Raw genomic sequence first — 19,455 nt, 5'->3', positions numbered from 1 at the left:
AGCACTCTTGTGTATCGAGTGCTAAAATAAGCGAAAACTTTTTATTTGGAGGGATTTATTGTGTTAAAACCATTAGGCGATCGCGTCGTAATTAGAGTCGCGAAAGAAGAAGAAAAAACTGTTGGAGGAATTGTTCTTGCATCCGTTGCAAAAGAAAAACCACAAACAGGTGAAGTTATCGCAGTAGGTGAAGGTCGTGTGCTTGAAAATGGCACAAAAGTTCCGATGGAAGTAAAAATTGGTGACACAGTAATGTTTGAAAAATATTCAGGAACAGAAGTGAAATACGAAGGCGTAGAATACTTAATTGTATCAGCCAAAGACATTATTGCCACTGTTGAATAATAAACAACTTTTACAGAATAATATAATAGAAGAAAAAAATTATGAGGTGAAGAAATCATGGCAAAAGAGATTAAATTTGCAGAAGATGCACGTGCAGCAATGCTACGCGGAGTAGATGTATTAGCAGATACAGTGAAAGTGACATTAGGCCCTAAAGGTCGTAACGTTGTTTTAGAAAAATCATTTGGTTCACCATTGATTACTAACGATGGGGTAACAATTGCTAAGGAAATTGAATTAGAAGATCATTTTGAAAACATGGGCGCAAAATTAGTTTCAGAAGTTGCTTCTAAAACAAATGATATTGCTGGTGACGGAACAACAACAGCGACTGTTTTGACACAAGCCATTGTTCGTGAAGGCTTAAAAAACGTAACTGCTGGAGCTAACCCATTAGGTATTCGTCGTGGGATTGAATTAGCAACAAAAACAGCAGTAGAAGAATTACACAATATTTCATCTGTAGTTGATTCAAAAGAAGCGATTGCACAAGTCGCTGCTGTTTCATCAGGTTCTGAAAAAGTCGGCCAATTAATTGCCGATGCAATGGAAAAAGTTGGTAACGACGGCGTAATTACCATTGAAGAATCAAAAGGGATTGAAACAGAATTAGATGTGGTTGAAGGAATGCAATTCGACCGCGGTTATTTATCTCAATACATGGTTACTGACAACGATAAAATGGAAGCTGTTTTAGAAAATCCATATATCTTAATTACCGACAAAAAAATCTCAAATATTCAAGATATCTTACCTTTATTAGAACAAATTCTACAACAAAGCCGTCCACTATTGATCATTGCGGATGATGTTGATGGAGAAGCTCTACCAACATTAGTATTGAACAAAATCCGTGGTACATTTAATGTTGTCGCAGTAAAAGCGCCAGGATTTGGTGACCGCCGCAAAGCGATGCTTGAAGATATTGCTATTTTAACAGGTGGTACAGTGATCACTGACGACTTAGGATTAGAGTTAAAAGACACAACCATTGAAAACTTAGGAAATGCTAGCAAAGTAGTTGTCGACAAAGATAACACAACAATTGTTGAAGGTGCTGGTTCAAAAGAAGCCATTGATGCCCGCGTTCATTTAATTAAAAACCAAATCGGCGAAACAACGTCTGATTTTGATCGTGAAAAATTACAAGAACGTTTAGCTAAATTAGCTGGCGGGGTTGCTGTCGTTAAAGTCGGTGCTGCAACTGAAACAGAATTAAAAGAATTAAAATTACGAATTGAAGATGCGTTAAACGCAACACGTGCCGCTGTAGAAGAAGGCATGGTTTCTGGTGGTGGTACTGCACTTGTCAATGTAATTGGTAAAGTCGCTGCGCTAGAAGCTGAAGGCGATGTGGCAACAGGGATCAAGATTGTCGTTCGTGCATTAGAAGAACCAATCCGTCAAATCGCTGAAAATGCTGGTTATGAAGGATCAGTGATTGTTGACAAACTAAAAAATGTTGACTTAGGTATCGGATTCAATGCAGCTAACGGTGAATGGGTAAACATGGTTGAAGCCGGTATTGTTGACCCAACAAAAGTAACTCGTTCTGCCTTACAAAATGCAGCTTCTGTGTCAGCTTTATTATTAACAACCGAAGCAGTTGTTGCAGACAAACCAGAACCAGCTGCACCAGCTCCTATGATGGATCCATCAATGGGCATGGGCGGTATGATGTAAAAATAAAAAAAGTATTCTAAAAGCTTACGATTGAAAAATCGTAAGCTTTTTTTTACATAAAGAATAAATAATCTAAATAATATCTTTGCTTGTAGTGTTTTCTCAAATATTTACTCATTTAACAAAAAAGATGATAATTTAAAGGTTTCGTTTTAGCTAGACAGCCTTGTTTTTATTCGATAAAATTTAGTAATAACAATCATTTTTTGAAAAATTAGTAGTTGGTGATTTTTATTTATTAATAGAATATAAATAAAAATTATTATATTTTGAAGGAGAATATTAGGAAGATTGAGGTAAAAAAATGGAAAAATATACAATTGGTGTCGTCCCTTTGACAATTGAAACAAAAGAATACTGTCAAAATTGGTTTGTAAGTAATCAAGTAGAATGTCAGATCATCCAAGGAACAAATATACTTCTTCATTTGCACCATATTGATGGATTAGTGATTGAAGTTACTGATCACCAGCAAGTAAATACTTGTTGTGAGTTATTAATGACAATTCGCAAGCAGTCAGACTTGCCTATTTGGTTATTTTCTCGGACAGAAGCAATTAGTAAAGTCAATCGAATTATTTATTTACAATTAGGCGCAGATGGCGTTTTTGATCATTCTTATGATCGCCAAGAATGCGTGTTAAGCATGAGTAATTTATTGCAACGTGTAAAAAGACGTTTTTATCCTAAATTAGTTAGTGCAAACGAGGAACAAACCGTTACTAAGAATCTTTCTGAGAGATTGTATTTAATTGCGCCAAATTTGAGTGTTTGCTTGGGAAGTGGAGAAGAAATTCTTTTAACAAAATTGGAATTTTTCACAATAGAGTATTTATACAAACACGCAGGACAAACAATTACATATGAAGAACTCTACAAAAATGTCTGGAAAGATACTGCGAATGAACGAAAATATCGTGTCGCTAATGTGATTTTCCATTTGCGTAAAAAAATTGAACAAGATGTGAACAAACCACAATATATCAAAACAATTCGCTCAAAAGGCTATATGTTAACGGTGTAAAAGGTACGAAGGAGGAGAAACAAATGTGGCAATTTTTGACTAAAAACAATGAAGATGAGGAGTATGAGAAGATGCCGGATTTTGAAAATGAACAATCGGGGAAAGCACAACCAAAGGTAACAGAGGAAGCAATCTTTGATGACGAGGTCGTTTATGCAAAAGAGCAAGCTGCAAAAGTTAAGCAGGTCAAGCAAGAAGTGCCGACTGAACTGTCGGAAGAATCGTTTTCTTTTGCTGAAAAACTGGAAGAAGAAAATCAAATATATCAGCAATCCATAAAAAAACTAACGGAGCAATTATTAATGCAAACCAATGAAGTGGAAGCATTACAAAAACAAGTAGTCGAAAAAGATGTTCAACTTAAAGATGTTAAAGAAACGTTAAGTGATAAAGAAGCAACTATCACTTCTTTACAGAAACAATTGTCTGAAGCAAAGATACAACAGAGACAGACTAGCGAAGAGAACTTAGACACAGCCGTTACGCTTTCTCAAAAAGAAATTGGCGAAGTCTTATTAGAAGCCAAACGTCAAGCAAAAGAAACAATTGCCCAAGCTAACCAACAAGTTGCAACAGTTCATGAAGAGATGGAACAACGTTTAGCAACTTTAACAAGCATGAAGCAAGTGGCAAGAGAGTACCAAGCTTATTGTGAACAAATGCTAACCATCAAGAATGAATCAACAGGAATGTACCAACAGATAGAGCAATTATTAGCAGAAATAAAGAGGTAAATGAAGGAGAAATGCGATGAAAAAAAGAAAGGCAAGATATTTGAAGTTGGTATGTCTTGGAGTCTTAGGGACTTATGCGGGCGCCAGTTACTACAATTTGGAACCATTAATCGCTCAAGAGGAGACCGAAACGAGTCACGAAAGCCGACAGCTAGTACTGGAAGAAAAAAGAGCGGACCAAGTCAATCAAGACCAAGAAACTCTTACTTCTTCAACGCTGAACGAAACAGTAATAAGTTCGTCTGAACAACAAGAAAGCTCAACACAAAATGACAGCAGTGACCCTCCAGAAAATAATGTGGAACCTTCAGAATCTGAAAATAGTTTACCGCCACAAGAAAAGCCAATTGCTAGTACTAAACCAACCGAATCGTTACAAAGTGAGCAATCAGCGTCTGAAGAGCGTAAAGCACTCACTGAAAAGCCGCCTCATAATCAGGAACCACAAAATTCTACATTAACTGAAAAGACCAAAGAGCCGTTGGTACATTCAGAGATAGACAATAGTCAAGAAAAGGAAAAGCAAGCAGGAATTCAACAACAAGTCGAGGCAAATTTTGTTGTCCAAGAGAATGCTTCTACTTCTGAGTTTATTAGAAAAATCGGTGAAGAAGCACGAGTTATTGGTCAGCGGCATGATCTATACGCTTCTGTCATGATAGCTCAAGCTATTTTAGAAAGTGGCTCGGGCAATAGTGCGTTAGCCGCGCCGCCTAATTATAATTTATTTGGCATTAAAGGCGCTTATCAAGGTCAAAGTGTCAGCTTTTCCACACAAGAAGATGATGGTAAAGGGAAGATGACCACCATTCATGCCGATTTTCGTCAGTATCCTTCCTATAAAGAATCATTAACAGACTATAGTAAATTAATCATCAATGGGCTAGCGGGTAATCCAACGTTTTATCACGGCGTTTTGAAAGCAAACACGACGAATTATCAGCAGGCAACAAAATTTTTAACAGGTCGTTATGCAACGGATACATATTACGATAAAAAATTAAACGCGTTGATTGAAACCTATCAATTAACTGAATACGATCAAGATAAGAAGAAACCAGTAGTGACTAATTTGGCAGAAGAAAAGAAACCTTCGTTTGATAAGGAAGCAGTCAAAGAACAGCTAAAAAAAGAAGCAGTCATCTATGAAGTAAGCAAAGGAGATTCTCTCGCCACCATTAGCCAGACGTTTGGTGTGTCAGCAACAGCCATTTTAAAACAAAATTCAAAGACTCAAGAAATGTTTTATATTGGCCAAAAAATCACGATTCCTCAGCATACAGCGGCGACTTCTCTAGAACCGAAAGAACAAGCGTTACTTCAATCACTAATAATCAGTAAATCGGTGACTAATGCTTTGGAAACAGCAGAGCAATCAAATGGTACAGCGAATGACTCAAAAACAGAGTCTACTGAGTATTATGAAGTAAAAAGAGGATAGACCCTCGCAAAAATTGCTAAAAAAACGGGCTATTCCTTAACCGCACTCAAGCAGGCAAATGACTTAACGTATTCTGTATTAATCGAAGGACAAACGATAGCACTTCCTAAGCTAAAGGACTAATGCTGATTTAACTTATTGGTCGATAGAGTCAATATATTATAAGACGAAGAGTAGAGAAAAAGTTCATTCATGGATGAACTTTTCCTCTACTCTTACTATGTTTTTCATAAATACTTAATAAATAGTAAAATTAGCAAGAGAATTGTGTCTTTACACAAAATAGATAGGTTTTCTTGCCGAAGTTTGATAAAATGATTAGTTGAAAGGATGCGTGAAAATTGAAAGAATTATTTCGTAAATACCGAGAAGTACTGGCTTATTTATTTTTTGGTGGTGCAACGACGGTCGTCAACTTAGTTGTGTTTTTTGTTTGTCAAAACGTGTTAGGGCTGGATTACAAGATAAGTAACGCAATTAGTTGGTTTTTATCTGTTCTATTTGCCTTTTTCACGAATAAATATTGGGTATTCGCAAGTAAGCATGAAAGCATAGCTGGTTTTTTTAAAGAAATGGGCTTATTTTATTGGTACCGAATTTTATCTTTTGTGGCTGATATGGGTTTAATGATTCTCCTAATTGATGGTATTCATTTTTCATCGTTTTGGGCGAAAATGATTACACAAGTTGTAGTAGTGATTTTAAATTATTTCTTCAGTAAATTTTTCATTTTTAAAGAAAAAGAGGTCTAAGCAGATTTTAGGCTAAAAAAAATTTTTTTGTTATAATATAAACAAGTTTTTAATACAAAGAATAGAGGTAGAAAACGATGGACTATACATATGCAGATGATAGTTTGACATTGCATACAGATATGTATCAAATCAATATGATGCAAACATACTGGGAATTAGGGAGAGCAGATTTACATGCTGTTTTTGAATGTTACTTTAGAGAGATGCCTTTTAATCATGGCTACGCAATTTTTGCAGGTTTAGAACGTTTAGTCAATTATCTCGAAAATTTAACGTTCACAGAATCTGATATTGCATATCTCCGAGAAGTTGAAGAATATCCAGAAGATTTCTTGACGTATTTAGCAAATTTTGAATTTAAATGTACTGTACGCTCTGCTTTAGAAGGGGATTTGGTTTTTAATAACGAACCGTTAATTCAAATTGAAGGTCCTTTGGCACAATGTCAATTGGTAGAAACTGCCTTGCTAAATATGGTGAATTTCCAAACATTAATTGCGACAAAAGCGGCTCGAATTAAATCTGTGATTGGCGATGATCCTTTATTGGAATTTGGAACACGCCGGGCACAAGAATTAGATGCTGCCATTTGGGGCACAAGAGCCGCCTATATTGGTGGGGCGGACGCGACAAGTAATGTTCGTGCTGGTAAAATTTTTGGTATTCCGGTTAGTGGGACTCATGCCCATTCATTGGTTCAGTCGTATGGAAATGATTATGAAGCATTCATGGCGTATGCCAAAACACATCGGGATTGCGTTTTCCTTGTTGATACGTATGATACTTTGAAAGCGGGAGTGCCAAGCGCAATTCGAGTAGCTCGAGAAATGGGGGATAAAATTAATTTCCTAGGTGTGCGGATTGATAGTGGCGATATGGCTTATATTTCTAAACGAGTTCGTGAACAACTGGACGAAGCTGGCTTTACTGAAGCAAAAATTTATGCATCGAACGATTTAGATGAAAATACGATTTTGAATCTAAAAATGCAAAAATCAAAAATTGATGTATGGGGCGTGGGTACCAAGCTGATTACGGCCTATGATCAACCGGCTTTAGGAGCGGTGTTTAAATTAGTTTCAATTGAAGGTGAAGATGGTCAAATGAAAGATACCATTAAACTATCTAGCAATGCTGAAAAAGTGACAACACCAGGAAAAAAACAAGTTTGGCGTATTACACGTAAATCTGATAAAAAGTCAGAAGGGGACTATGTGACACTTTGGAACGAAGATCCTCGCCAAGAAGAAGAAATTTATATGTTCCATCCCGTTCATACCTTTATTAATAAGTATGTCCGTGATTTTGAAGCACGGCCAGTACTCCAAGATATTTTCGTTGAAGGAAAACGTGTGTACGAATTACCAACTTTAGATGAAATTAAACAATATGCAAAAGAAAATTTAGATTCACTTTGGGAAGAATACAAGCGGGACTTGAATCCGCAAAAATATCCAGTGGACCTTTCAACAGATTGTTGGAACCACAAAATGAATTTATTGGAAAAAGTGCGTAAAGACGTTAAACATTTAACGGAAACGGTGAATAAGGAGGCCTAGAAATGACAACACTTCAAGAAAAAATCATTCAAGAGTTAGGTGTTTTACCGACAATTGATCCAAAAGAAGAAGTTCGTAAAAGTATTGATTTTCTGAAAGCTTATTTAACTAAACATCCTTTTTTAAAAACTTTTGTCTTGGGAATTAGTGGCGGACAAGATTCAACATTAGCTGGGCGCTTAGCACAATTAGCGATGACTGAAATGCGCGAAGAAACAGGAGATATGTCGTATCAATTTATTGCGATTCGCCTTCCTTACGGTGAGCAAGCAGATGAAGCTGATGCACAAGCCGCGCTAACCTTTATCCAGCCAGATGTCTCTTTACGAGTGGATATTAAACCAGCAGTGGATGCAATGGTTGGTTCGCTAGAAAACGCTGGTGTTCAAATTAGCGATTTTAATAAAGGGAACATGAAAGCACGTCAACGTATGATTACACAATATGCAGTAGCTGGCGAAAATGCTGGCGCAGTAATTGGCACAGACCACGCAGCCGAAAATGTGACAGCTTTCTTCACCAAATATGGCGATGGCGGAGCGGATATTTTACCGTTATTTCGTTTAAATAAGCGCCAAGGAAAAGCTTTGCTGAAAGAACTTGGGGCACCAGAAGCCTTGTATCTAAAAACACCAACAGCTGATCTAGAAGATGACAAACCGTTAGTTGCAGATGAAGTTGCCTTAGGTGTCACGTATGATGCCATTGATGATTATTTGGAAGGCAAAAAAGTCTCGGAAACAGATCAACAAACAATTGAAAACTGGTATAAAAAAGGACAACACAAACGGCATTTACCCATTACAATTTTTGATGATTTTTGGAAATAAAAACACAGACCATCGGCGAATGAACGATGGTCTGTGTTTTTTTTTACATAACTACTTTTAGAAAGTAAACAAGCCTAGAACAAAAATCACTTTGGATTTTTGCTCCAGGATCAAAACCTGATAAACGGCGGAAACAGAACCAACTCCTTCGGAAATAAGCCGAAATTCTCCAAAAATTAAAGAGCAATTTTCGGAAATTTCTTCTTATTGCTTTCTCGTCAAAGACTCGTCGCAGTTTTGTCCTTGAGAGTTCTCGGAGCTAAACGGTTCTGTCCCGACCTCTATTCTATGATAATGAAAGTCGTTTTCATTTAGGCGTTTTCACTTTCTTTTTCAAAACAGAAAAGGTACGCTCAATAATGTAAAGTGAATGATGGGAGAGAAAAAGAGATGAAGCATGTAACAAAATTGGGGATTACAATTATAACAGGAGTTTTGGCATTATTATTTGAATTTATTTTACATCAGCCGAATTGGGCGTATGGCATTATTTTAATAACAGGTTCTGTAATGGCGTTAATGATGTTCTGGGAAATGATTCAAACCTTACGTGAAGGAAAATATGGTGTCGATATTTTAGCGATTACCGCTATCGTCGCGACCTTAGCTGTGGGAGAATACTGGGCCAGTTTGATGATTTTAATTATGTTGACTGGTGGTGATTCATTAGAAGACTATGCCGCTGGAAAAGCTAACCAAGAGCTGAAGTCATTATTGGATAACTCGCCACAAAAAGCTCATCGCTTGAATGGCGAAAATTTAGAAGATGTTTCTGTTGAGGAAATCAATGTTGGCGATGAATTAGTAGTAAAACCAGGGGAACTAGTTCCAGTTGATGGCTTGGTAAAAACCGGGACATCAACAGTCGATGAATCTTCATTAACAGGAGAATCAAAACCAATTGAAAAAAATCCTGGTGATGAATTAATGTCGGGTTCCGTGAATGGTGATGGCTCTTTGAAAATGGTTGCTGAAAAAACTGTAGCCGACAGTCAATATCAAACAATTGTGAACTTAGTGAAAGAATCTGCGGCACGTCCAGCTCATTTTGTACGTTTAGCAGACCGCTATGCGGTACCTTTTACACTAGTTGCCTACTTAATTGCAGGTGTTGCTTGGTTTGTTTCAAAAAGTCCGACACGTTTTGCGGAAGTCTTAGTTGTTGCTTCGCCGTGTCCTTTAATTCTATCTGCCCCAATTGCTTTAGTGGCAGGGATGGGTCGTTCAAGTCGTCATGGGGTCGTTATTAAATCTGGAACGATGGTCGAAAAATTAGCTTCTGCAAAAACGATTGCGTTTGATAAAACAGGCACGATTACGCAAGGACAACTTTCTGTTGATCAAGTCCAACCAATCAATGCTGAAATAACTGCTGCTGAATTAGTGGGATTGGCAGCAAGCGTGGAACAAGAATCAAGTCATATTTTAGCTAGATCAATTGTTGCTTATGCCAGAAAGCAAGATGTCCCATTAAAAAATATTACAGATCTAGCGGAAGTTTCTGGTGCTGGCGTGAAGGCATTTGTGGATGGTGCTGAGATACGGGTAGGTAAAAAGAATTTTGTGACACAAGAGTCTCAAGCAACTGAAAAAATTGATAAAACGACTATTCATATTTCACGTAATGGCACATATTTAGGCCGAATTACTTTTACAGACACTGTACGCCCAGAAGCAAAAGAGACTATGGAAAAATTACACCAATTACATCTTCAACGAATTTTAATGCTGACGGGGGATCAAGAATCCGTCGCAGAAACGATTGCTGCAGAAGTAGGAATTACCGAAGTACATGGGGAATGTTTACCACAAGATAAATTAACTATTCTAAAAGAATTGCCCAAAGAAAACCATCCAGTCATCATGGTAGGAGATGGTGTAAATGATGCACCTTCGCTTGCCGCTGCAGACGTAGGTATTGCTATGGGCGCTCATGGAGCTACTGCGGCTAGTGAAACTGCTGACGTTGTTATTTTAAAAGATGACTTAAGTAAAGTCAGCCAAGCGGTCGAAATTGCCCAAGATACCATGAAAATTGCCAAACAATCTGTATTAATCGGAATTTTTATCTGCGTTTTACTAATGCTAATTGCTAGTACCGGGATCATTCCGGCGCTAATCGGGGCTATGCTACAAGAAGTCGTGGACACTGTGTCAATCTTATCTGCTTTGCGTGCTCGTCGAATTGGCAAGTAAGGTGGAACAATTAATTGCCTGAATGTCCAGCTTAGTGGTAAAATAAAGGTACGTTTTTAATATTAATAAGTTACAGGGGAGAGATTGTGCAATGAAAGGAAACCAAATAGATGGGCAACCAGTCACGGAAGAACAACTATTAAAAGAAGGCTACCGTAAATATACTGGGGAAGGAATTGATATCTTTTATAATAAAGATATTTGTGAACATATTGGTAATTGTGTTCGCGGAAATCCAGAAGTCTTTGAAGTTGGTCGGAAACCATGGATTATTCCAGATAACGGAAGTGTTGAAAATGACATGATTGTGGTAGATTCATGTCCAAGTGGTGCTCTAAAATATATTCGGAAAGCAGGGAACGAATATGCAAATTAAAGAAGAAAACAATCATTTTGCTCTATATAACGATGAAAACCAAGAAATTGGTGAAATGACTTGGTCAGATGCTGGCGAAAGCATGATGATTATTGACCATACGTTTGTTGATCCAACTTATCGTGGACAAAAATTAGCTGAAAAACTTGTTTTAGCCGGTGTTGAAAAAGCGAGAAAAGAGCATAAAAAAATTATTCCGCTATGTCCATTTGCCAAAAAAGAATTTGATACTAAACCTGAATACGGAGACGTATTGAGAAAATAAAAAATAAGTTAGCAACAGCCGCAAGTAGGAATCTGATTCCTACTTGCGGCTGTTGCTATTAGAGACAAATAAGGAAAGACATTAAATTTCACTGGTGTTTACAGATAAAATATGCTACATTAAAGTAGATGAATTTCGCATATTTGTATAAAAAGGAGAATTAACGCATGTATAATCTAATCTTAACGTTGGTCATCATTTTATCTGTTTTAATCGTCATTACTGTTATGATGCAACCAAGCAAACAAAACAGTGCAGCAAGTGCCTTCACTGGCGGTGCAGATAAATTATTTGGGAAGCAAAAAGCGCGCGGTTTTGAAGCTGTTATGCAACGCTCAACAGCAGTTCTTGGCGCAATTTGGATGATTTTATTATTTGTTTTGGCGTTCTTATCTTCAAAATAAGTACGTAATCTTTTAAAATGACAAGTTTAGAACAGAGAGATGAGTGCGAACACTTATTTTTCTGTTCTTTTTCTTTCTGAAAAAGTCTTTGAAACTTATCATTTCGGAAGGTTTTCTTTTGAGAATATGATAGAATGAAGCTGAGGTGAGCGAAGTGGCAAAAAAAATCAATTTACCGAAGCCGTTATTTTCAGAAAAAGGAAAACGGGCGGTCCTTTTATTACACGCTTATTCTGGCAGCAGTAATGATGTACGGATGTTAAGCAGACGTTTAGAAAAAGAAAATTATACTGTCTATTCGCCTAATTTTTCAGGACATGGCACGCTAGTTCCTGAAGATATTTTAGATCAAACGACGGAACAATGGTGGCAAGATACACAAGAAGCAGTCGCTTTTTTGAGAGAAAGAGGCTACCAAGAAATTGCCATTTTTGGTTTATCAATGGGCGGGATTTTCAGTATGCATGCATTAACGGAACAATTAACAGGATTAATTGGTGGTGGATTTTTCTGTTCACCGATCTACCCTGTCGAAAATAAAGTCCCAGAAAATTTTGTATTATACGCAGAAAACGTGATGAAAATCGCAGAAGTTCCTGCAGAGGAACAACAAAGCCGGTTGCAATCGATTGAGCAACGAGTCAAACAACAATTAGGAGCGATTGAAACAATTGCTAGTCAGACGGCAGACAAACTAAACAAAATCCACGCACCTCTTTTCTTAGCGCAAGCTGGCAAAGATGAAATGATTGAGCCAATGGGCGTCTATCAAACGGCCCAAGCGCTAACACAAGCACGTGTGACCTTACAATGGTACCCAAACAGCGGACATGTCATTACGGTGAGTGGAGAACACAAACAATTAGAGCAAGATGTGGTGCAATTTTTAGCAACACTACCTTGGAATGAGGAGAAATAATGACAAAACAAACAATTAAAGAGCAAATTTTACATTTCATGGAAAGCCAAAAAAAGAAAAGCTTTTCAATGGAAGAAATTGCACAAGGCTTGAATTTAGAAAAAAGTTCAGATTTTAAAATTTTAGTGCAAACCATTGCACAAATGGAACGAGAAAAGTCAGTTAGTTTCAACAAAAAAGGCAAAGTCCTGTTACCAATGAAAGACTTATTAATAGAAGGAACGTTTCGTGCAAATGAACGAGGCTTTGGTTTTGTAACCATCGATCCTGAAGAACCAGATGTTTATATTCCTAAAGAGGCAACGAACTTTGCAATGGATGGGGACACGGTTTTAATCGACGTGATCCAACATGCGGATTCTTTTTCAGATCGCGGAGCAGAAGGTAAAGTCAAAGAAATTAAAGAGCGAGCAGTGAGCCAAGTTGTCGGAGAATTTGTGGCATATAGTGAAGAAGAAATGGCAGAAATGGGACTGTATGGCTACATGATTCCCAAAGATAAGAAATTGAATCAGTATACTGTATCGATTGCACCTGAAGGGATTAAGCCAGTAGATGGTAGCATTGTCATTGCTGAAATTACCTATTATCCAGATCAAGAATATCCAACGAGTATGGAAGGACTAGTCAAACAAGTGATTGGTCATAAAAATGATCCAGGAATGGATATTTTATCAATCGTAGTGGCTCATGGAATTCCCACAGCATTTCCTGATGAAGTTTTAGCTGAAGCGGACCAAGTACCAGAAACTATTGCAGAAAGCGATTTAGTCGGTCGTCGGGATTTACGTGATCAGTTGATTGTGACGATTGATGGAGAAGATGCGAAAGATTTAGATGATGCAGTAACGGTACAAAAGTTAGCGAATGGCAATTTCTTTTTAGGGGTGCATATTGCAGATGTTTCTTATTATGTAACTGAAGGAAGCCAATTGGATATGGAAGCGTATGAACGTGGCACAAGTGTCTATTTGACAGACCGAGTTGTGCCAATGATTCCGCAGCGATTATCAAATGGGATTTGTTCGCTTAACCCACATGTTCCACGTTTAACCATGAGCTGTGAGATGGAAATTACACCAGAAGGAGAAGTTATTTCGCATGAAATTTTCCAAAGTGTGATCCAAACAACGGAGCGAATGACCTATACAGCAGTCAATGAAATTTTAGAAGAGCAAAAACCTGAAACGTTAGAACGCTACAAAGAGCTAGTTCCCATGTTTAAAGAGATGGGCGAGCTGCACCACATATTAGAAGAGATGCGTATGCGCCGTGGTGCGATTTCTTTTGAAGATCGTGAAGCCAAAGTCCTAGTTGATGAAAATGGTCATCCCCAAGATATTCTTTTACGCACGCGTGGCGTGGGTGAACGATTAATTGAATCTTTTATGTTGGCAGCGAATGAAACTGTGGCACGTCATTATCATGACTTAAAACTGCCATTCATTTATCGGATTCATGAACAACCAAAAGAAGAAAAAATGCAACGTTTCTTTGATTTTGCTGCAGTACTTGGCATTCTTGTTAAAGGAACAAAAGAAAACATTTCACCGAAAGATTTACAAAAAGTTTTAGAGCAAGTTGAAAATAAGCCGGAAGAAGTGGTTATCAATACGATGTTGCTAAGAAGTATGCAACAAGCGAAATACTCAGAAGACAACTACGGACACTATGGGTTGGCTGCTGAATATTATACGCATTTTACTTCACCAATACGTCGTTATCCAGATTTAATTGTGCATCGTTTGATTCGCAGCTATAGCCAAGATCAATCTGAAAAAAATCAAGAAAAATGGAACGAAGCATTACCAGAAATTGCCAATCATAGTTCAAGTATGGAACGTCGCGCAGTTGATGCAGAGCGTGAAGTGGACGCTATGAAGAAAGCCGAATTTATGGTAGATAAAGTGGGAGAAACGTATGACGGGATCATCAGCTCTGTCACAAAATTTGGTATCTTTGTGGAACTGCCTAATACAATAGAAGGCTTAATTCACGTGAACAACTTAAAACAAGATTATTTCCACTTTATTGAAAATCATATGGCGTTAGTTGGTGAACGGACGGGAATGACTTTGAAAATTGGTCAGAAAGTTCAAATCCGTGTTGAAAAAGCTGATCCAGAAACAAGAGAAGTTGATTTTGAATTGATTTCAGCTGAGGAAGTCGCGCCAGTCGAAGGACCAAAAGGACGTAAAAAAGGTAAAGCCAATTCTTCAACTCGTTCAAATAATCAACGAAGAAATAAAAAAGATGAATCATTTGATGGTAAGAAAAAGAAAAATAAGAAAAAAGGCAAAGGCAAAAAACAACCTTTTTATAAAGAAGCAATGAAACAAAAAAATAAAAAAGGGAAAAAGAAGAAGTAGAGGAGGTCGCTTATGCCAAAAGGGGAAGGAAAATTAATTGCACAAAACCGCAAAGCTAGACATGATTATTCAATTATCGATACGGTTGAAGCTGGGCTTGTTTTACAAGGAACAGAAATCAAATCTATTCGAAATGGTCGTATCAATTTAAAAGATGGTTTTGCACGAATTCGAAACGGAGAAGCCTTTTTGTATAATGTTCATATTAGTCCATATGAACAGGGCAATATTTTTAATCATGACCCATTACGTACCAGAAAATTATTATTACACAAAAAACAAATTAATAAGTTAATCGGCGAAACCAAAAATACAGGTATCACATTGGTACCTTTGAAGGTCTATATTAAAGACGGCTATGCCAAAGTTTTGATTGGTTTAGCTAAAGGGAAAAAGCAGTACGACAAGCGTGAAGACTTGAAACGTAAGGAAGTTGACCGACAAATCAGCCGAACATTAAAAAATAACCGACGTTAAAAATGTAAATTTATTCTTTTTCGCATATTTGCTTGCCTTTCTTCGGATTAGGTGTAAAATCTGGTAAGTGTTGAGTAAATGAATGTAAATGATTCATTTTTTAATCGCTTCGGAAAGCAGTACCACCCTGCATTAGATTGGTTTATGGAAAAGGTTTTCCAACCAATTTTCAACACATGAAATTTTAAAAGTAAACTATTTGTAAATTATCAACAAGTGGTGGTACGATAGCTTTGCCAGGGATTATCACTCAGGAGTAGGATGAAACTTCTGAAAGATTGTTGGAAAAGAGGTGAATTGATTTGGAAGAGAAGAAATTACTCTTCAATATCGGACCAATTTGGTTTGATGGAACCATTGTTTTGATGGTGCTGTTGACGTGTATCATTGTTTTCGCCTTTGTCTATGCTTGTACGAGAAATATGAAGCTACGACCTAAAGGCAAACAAACGGTCATCGAATGGTTAGTGGATTTTATTCGTGGAATCATTACAGACAATTTACCTCGTAAAGAAGTGAGCAATTTTCATTTAATGGCGTTTACCCTGTTCATGTTTGTACTTGTTTCAAACATCTTGGGTCTCGTTACAAAAATCGTTGTGGGCGACGATCTCAGCGTTTGGAAAAGTCCAACCGCCGATCCAATCGTAACCTTAACGTTAGCGATGATGATGATTGTCTTAACACACTTCTTTGGTATGAAACGCTTTGGTTTTAAAGGCTATCTAGTTAATAGTTATTTAAGACCCGTTGGTTTCTTACTACCGGTAAAATTAATGGAAGAATTCACGAATCTATTAACATTAGGCTTGCGTTTGTACGGAAACATTTTTGCCGGCGAAGTTCTATTGGGCTTAATTGCTGGAACCGTAGCAAGCGTCGGATTATGGGTTATCCCACTAGCAATTCCGCTAGAAATGATTTGGGTAGCATTCTCAATCTTTATTGGATGTATCCAAGCGTTTATCTTTGTGACACTTTCAATGGTTTATATGTCACACAAAATTGAAACAGAAGAATAATCAAGAAATACGAAGGACAAAAATTATCTTTTAGGAGGATTTTACACAATGGAAGGATTAAATTTTATCGCAGCAGCAATTGCAATTTTCGGTTCAGCTATCGGAGCCGCTATCGGTAACGGACAAGTTATTTCAAAAACAATCGAGTCAATGACTCGTCAACCAGAAATGTCTGGTCAATTAAGAACAACAATGTTTATCGGGGTCGCTTTAATCGAAGCTGTGCCAATTTTAGGTGTCGTTGTTTCTTTATTACTTTTATTCAGATAAGCAATAAAATGGAGGCAGGACGCTGATTATTATCGGGACCGTCACTGCTTTCTTCTATCTTTAGCCTTTTCAATAGCTAGTGATAAAGCAGTTGAAGAAGCTAAATCGATTTTTGCAAGAAAGGAAGTTGAGACTTCATGCTACTTACTATATTGGTAGTCGGTGAAACGGCTCCTAGTACCACACTAGGCACGATGATTGTTGTCAGTGGTGCATTTTTAATCTTGATGCTCTTATTAAAGAAATATGCATGGGGAGCAATCGTAGATATTTTGACACAACGTGAAGAAAAAATTGCCAACGATTTAGACTCTGCAGAACAATCTCGCGTAGCAGCAGCGAAAATGGAAAAAGAACGTCAACAACAATTACTTTCTTCCAGATCAGAAGCAGCTGAAATTATTAAAAACGCGAAAGAAAGTGGAGAACAGACTCGCCAAAAAACATTAAAAGAAACAACTGCGGAAGTTACTCGCTTACGCGAAAAAGCTCGGACAGATATTTCTCAAGAACGTGAAGAAGCATTGTCTTCAGTAAAAAATGAAGTGGCAGATCTTTCTCTTCAAATTGCAGCCAAAATTTTAAATAAAGAATTAACACCAGATGCACATGAAGCATTGATTGATTCTTATATTGAAAGTTTAGGTAAAGCAAATGAAACTAGATAAATATACAGTTGGTAAACGCTACGGCAAGGCTTTGTTTGAGTTGGCAGTTGAAAAGAACCAAGCTGAAGCAATTTATCAAGAATTATTGACGCTTCGCGAAGTCTATCACCAAGTACCTGGTATTGGCGATATTTTAAGTGATGATCGCTTAGAACCTTATGAAAAAGACAGCATCATGGAAAAACTAGTAACAGGTTTTAGTGAAATGATGCAAAACTTTTTGCGAGTGGTTTACGAATATCGTCGCATGTACGATCTGCTCTTGATGATTGATGAATATGAACGACGTTATGATGAGCACCAAGGACTAATTTTGGGTTCAGTGACAACAGCCATTCCTTTATCAAAAGAACAACATCAAGCAATGGAAGAAAAAGCTGCCCAATTATTAGGGTATGAACAAGCGCATTTAGTCAATTTAATTGACCCGTCAATTGTTGGCGGAGTGGTTATTGAAGCAAACCATCAAGTAATCGATGGCAGCATCCGCAAACAATTAGAACATATGCAGCAGAAGTTATTAAAATAATCTTTAGGACTACAAAGAGGTGAATTGAATGGCTATCAAAGCAGAAGAAATCAGTGCCTTGATTAAAGAACAAATCGAAAACTATCAACAACAGCTTGCTGTTGAAGAAGTTGGAACAGTCACTTACGTCGGTGACGGAATTGCCCGCGCCCACGGTTTAGAAAATGCCATGAGTGGAGAACTTGTTGAGTTTTCAAACGGTTCATACGGAATGGCACAAAACTTAGAAACAAATGATGTAGGGATTATTATCCTTGGCGATTTTGAAACCATTCGTGAAGGAGATAAAGTACAACGCACAGGCAAAATCATGGAAGTACCCGTTGGGGAAGCTTTGATTGGCCGTGTTGTTAATCCATTAGGTCAACCATTAGATGGTTTAGGCGAAATTAAAACAGACAAAACACGTCCTGTGGAAGCAACAGCTCCCGGTGTTATGCAACGTCAATCTGTTGCTGAACCAATGCAAACTGGTTTAAAAGCCATTGATGCCCTCGTACCAATTGGTCGTGGACAACGGGAATTAGTTATTGGAGACCGTAAAACAGGGAAAACATCGATTGCAATTGATACAATTATTAACCAAAAAGGACAAGATGTAATTTGTATTTATGTAGCGATTGGTCAAAAAGAATCTACTGTTCGTAACCAAGTAGAAACACTTCGTAAATTTGGTGCCTTAGATTATACAATCGTTGTGACTGCAGGGGCTTCACAACCAGCACCATTACTTTACATTGCACCATATGCAGGAACTGCAATGGGTGAAGAATTCATGTATAACGGCAAACATGTCTTAATTATTTTTGATGACTTATCAAAACAAGCCGTGGCTTATCGTGAACTTTCTCTACTATTACGCCGTCCACCAGGTCGTGAAGCTTATCCAGGGGATGTCTTCTATTTACACTCACGTTTATTAGAACGTGCAGCTAAATTAAGTGATGAATTAGGTGGCGGTTCAATGACAGCCTTACCATTCGTTGAAACACAAGCAGGCGATATTTCTGCTTATATTCCAACAAACGTTATTTCAATCACTGATGGACAAATTTTCTTAGAAAGCGACTTGTTCTATGCAGGCACTCGTCCAGCCGTTGATGCTGGGTTATCTGTTTCTCGTGTCGGAGGATCAGCGCAAATCAAAGCAATGAAAAAAGTTGCCGGAACGCTTCGTTTAGACTTAGCTAGTTACCGTGAGTTAGAAGCCTTTACACAATTTGGCTCTGATTTAGATGCGGCAACACAAGCTAAATTAAACCGTGGCCGTCGTACGGTAGAAATTTTAAAACAAAAACTACATGCGCCACTGCCTGTAGAAAAACAAGTCTTAATTTTATATGCGTTAACACACGGCTTTTTAGATAGCGTGAGCGTAGATAAAATTTTACACTTTGAACAAGATTTATTCGATTATTTTGATGGCAAACATGCAGACTTATTGGAAACCATTCGTACTACGAAAGACTTACCAGATACTGATGCATTAGATGCAGCGATTACAGAGTTTTCTGAAATGTTTGCAGCGGCAAACAATAGCGGAGATTCAGCCAAAGAAGCTTTAGAAAAAATCGATAACGCATAAGAGA

19 protein-coding genes and 1 pseudogene are annotated in these 19,455 nt (G+C 37.6%); all 20 read left to right on the top strand.

The window, feature by feature from the left end:
- Positions 1-60: 60 nt before the first annotated feature.
- On the top strand, positions 61-345 hold the full coding sequence (gene groES / locus AB3I72_RS04315) for a co-chaperone GroES (protein ID WP_002356531.1): 285 nt from the start codon (positions 61-63) through the stop codon (positions 343-345).
- A 57-nt stretch (positions 346-402) separates the two neighbouring features.
- Positions 403-2,028, top strand: coding sequence for a chaperonin GroEL (gene groL, locus AB3I72_RS04310; RefSeq protein ID WP_002362559.1), 1,626 nt, complete (start codon positions 403-405; stop codon positions 2,026-2,028).
- A gap of 304 nt (positions 2,029-2,332) precedes the next feature.
- On the top strand, positions 2,333-3,052 hold the full coding sequence (locus AB3I72_RS04305; protein WP_033600531.1) for a DNA-binding response regulator: 720 nt from the start codon (positions 2,333-2,335) through the stop codon (positions 3,050-3,052).
- Between the two features lie 23 nt (positions 3,053-3,075).
- The gene (locus AB3I72_RS04300; protein WP_086279967.1) at positions 3,076-3,786 is read left to right on the top strand and encodes a hypothetical protein; all 711 of its coding nucleotides are present in this window, start codon (positions 3,076-3,078) and stop codon (positions 3,784-3,786) included.
- Positions 3,787-3,802: 16 nt separating this feature from the next.
- Positions 3,803-5,350 (top strand): annotated as a pseudogene (locus AB3I72_RS04295) (glucosaminidase domain-containing protein).
- Positions 5,351-5,568: 218 nt separating this feature from the next.
- Positions 5,569-5,979, top strand: a complete 411-nt coding sequence (locus AB3I72_RS04290) for a GtrA family protein (protein ID WP_002367164.1) — start codon at positions 5,569-5,571, stop codon at positions 5,977-5,979.
- Between the two features lie 77 nt (positions 5,980-6,056).
- Positions 6,057-7,541 (top strand): nicotinate phosphoribosyltransferase, encoded by a 1,485-nt coding sequence (locus AB3I72_RS04285; protein ID WP_002356538.1) that lies wholly within the window; start codon positions 6,057-6,059, stop codon positions 7,539-7,541.
- Positions 7,542-7,543: 2 nt separating this feature from the next.
- A complete protein-coding gene (gene nadE / locus AB3I72_RS04280) occupies positions 7,544-8,371 on the top strand; it encodes an ammonia-dependent NAD(+) synthetase (RefSeq protein WP_368023611.1) in 828 nt (275 codons plus the stop codon).
- A gap of 366 nt (positions 8,372-8,737) precedes the next feature.
- Positions 8,738-10,567, top strand: a complete 1,830-nt coding sequence (locus AB3I72_RS04275) for a heavy metal translocating P-type ATPase (RefSeq protein WP_002356542.1) — start codon at positions 8,738-8,740, stop codon at positions 10,565-10,567.
- A 91-nt stretch (positions 10,568-10,658) separates the two neighbouring features.
- A complete protein-coding gene (locus AB3I72_RS04270; RefSeq protein ID WP_002356543.1) occupies positions 10,659-10,943 on the top strand; it encodes a (4Fe-4S)-binding protein in 285 nt (94 codons plus the stop codon).
- Positions 10,933-11,208, top strand: a complete 276-nt coding sequence (locus AB3I72_RS04265; protein ID WP_325815575.1) for a GNAT family N-acetyltransferase — start codon at positions 10,933-10,935, stop codon at positions 11,206-11,208. Before AB3I72_RS04270 ends, AB3I72_RS04265 begins: the two co-directional genes overlap by 11 nt.
- Before the next feature lie 167 nt (positions 11,209-11,375).
- Entirely contained in the window at positions 11,376-11,612 is a 237-nt protein-coding gene (secG, locus tag AB3I72_RS04260; RefSeq protein WP_002356546.1) for a preprotein translocase subunit SecG, read from the top strand.
- 145 nt (positions 11,613-11,757) lie between these two features.
- Positions 11,758-12,531 carry a carboxylesterase gene (locus AB3I72_RS04255; protein WP_002384145.1) on the top strand — a complete coding sequence of 258 codons (774 nt, stop codon included), beginning with the start codon at positions 11,758-11,760 and terminating at the stop codon, positions 12,529-12,531.
- Entirely contained in the window at positions 12,531-14,900 is a 2,370-nt protein-coding gene (gene rnr, locus AB3I72_RS04250) for a ribonuclease R (RefSeq protein ID WP_368023610.1), read from the top strand. The genes AB3I72_RS04255 and rnr overlap by 1 nt, the downstream gene beginning before the upstream one ends.
- Positions 14,901-14,912: 12 nt before the next feature.
- Positions 14,913-15,377: an SsrA-binding protein SmpB gene (gene smpB / locus AB3I72_RS04245; protein ID WP_002356550.1), complete on the top strand. Its 465-nt coding sequence runs from the start codon at positions 14,913-14,915 to the stop codon at positions 15,375-15,377.
- Between the two features lie 302 nt (positions 15,378-15,679).
- A complete protein-coding gene (gene atpB / locus AB3I72_RS04240; RefSeq protein ID WP_002356551.1) occupies positions 15,680-16,399 on the top strand; it encodes a F0F1 ATP synthase subunit A in 720 nt (239 codons plus the stop codon).
- 48 nt (positions 16,400-16,447) lie between these two features.
- Complete coding sequence (atpE, locus tag AB3I72_RS04235) at positions 16,448-16,669, top strand: ATP synthase F0 subunit C (protein WP_002356552.1); 222 nt, start codon at positions 16,448-16,450, stop codon at positions 16,667-16,669.
- 137 nt (positions 16,670-16,806) lie between these two features.
- A complete protein-coding gene (gene atpF / locus AB3I72_RS04230) occupies positions 16,807-17,337 on the top strand; it encodes a F0F1 ATP synthase subunit B (RefSeq protein ID WP_002362573.1) in 531 nt (176 codons plus the stop codon).
- Positions 17,324-17,866, top strand: a complete 543-nt coding sequence (atpH, locus tag AB3I72_RS04225) for an ATP synthase F1 subunit delta (RefSeq protein WP_002356554.1) — start codon at positions 17,324-17,326, stop codon at positions 17,864-17,866. The genes atpF and atpH overlap by 14 nt, the downstream gene beginning before the upstream one ends.
- A 28-nt stretch (positions 17,867-17,894) precedes the next feature.
- Positions 17,895-19,451: a F0F1 ATP synthase subunit alpha gene (atpA, locus tag AB3I72_RS04220; protein ID WP_002356555.1), complete on the top strand. Its 1,557-nt coding sequence runs from the start codon at positions 17,895-17,897 to the stop codon at positions 19,449-19,451.
- The last annotated feature ends 4 nt before the right edge of the window (positions 19,452-19,455 follow it).

Source organism: Enterococcus sp. GC34 (assembly GCF_040886645.1).
Classification (GTDB): domain Bacteria; phylum Bacillota; class Bacilli; order Lactobacillales; family Enterococcaceae; genus Enterococcus; species Enterococcus faecalis.
The sequence above is the reverse complement of the archived record's forward strand: the minus strand, read 5'-3'. Positions and strand labels throughout refer to the sequence as shown.